At 49.9% G+C, this 546-nt stretch carries 2 rRNA genes; both read left to right on the top strand.

Going from position 1 to position 546, the window contains the following annotated elements:
* Positions 1 to 191: ribosomal RNA gene (locus tag AC1DVJ_RS31310) — 16S ribosomal RNA — on the top strand; the annotation flags it as partial.
* 202 nt (positions 192 to 393) lie between these two features.
* A 23S ribosomal RNA gene (locus tag AC1DVJ_RS31305) occupies positions 394 to 546 on the top strand; the annotation flags it as partial.

Below are 546 nucleotides of genomic sequence, written 5' to 3'. Positions count from 1 at the left end.
CGGATCAGCATGCCGCGGTGAATACGTTCCCGGGTCTTGTACACACCGCCCGTCACACCACGAGAGTTTACAACACCCGAAGTCGGTGGGGTAACCCGCAAGGGAGCCAGCCGCCGAAGGTGGGGTAGATGATTGGGGTGAAGTCGTAACAAGGTAGCCGTATCGGAAGGTGCGGCTGGATCACCTCCTTTCTATGGAGACTCGGATCTGATAGATCCAGTCAAGTGTGYTTARCACACAAATCGCTTACTCACTCGTGTTCAGTTTTGAAGGATGAATTAACCCTTCAAYAACATTTGTTCCTTGAAAACTAGATAACGAAACAAAAACGTAAAGTAAGAACTTAGGTTGCTTGATCTTCGGATCTYGCRAAAATCTTTAAAGTTTTTTCTAGGTTAAGCTAGAAAGAGCACACGGAGGATGCCTAGGCACTAGGAGCCGAAGAAGGACGTGGCGAACGACGAAATGCCTCGGGGAGCCGTAAGCAGGCTTTGATCCGGGGATGTCCGAATGGGGGAACCCAGCTGTGGTAATGCGCAGTTAGTT

This window comes from Paenibacillus sp. P4_A9 (assembly GCF_056402415.1).
The sequence above is the reverse complement of the archived record's forward strand: the minus strand, read 5'-3'. Positions and strand labels throughout refer to the sequence as shown.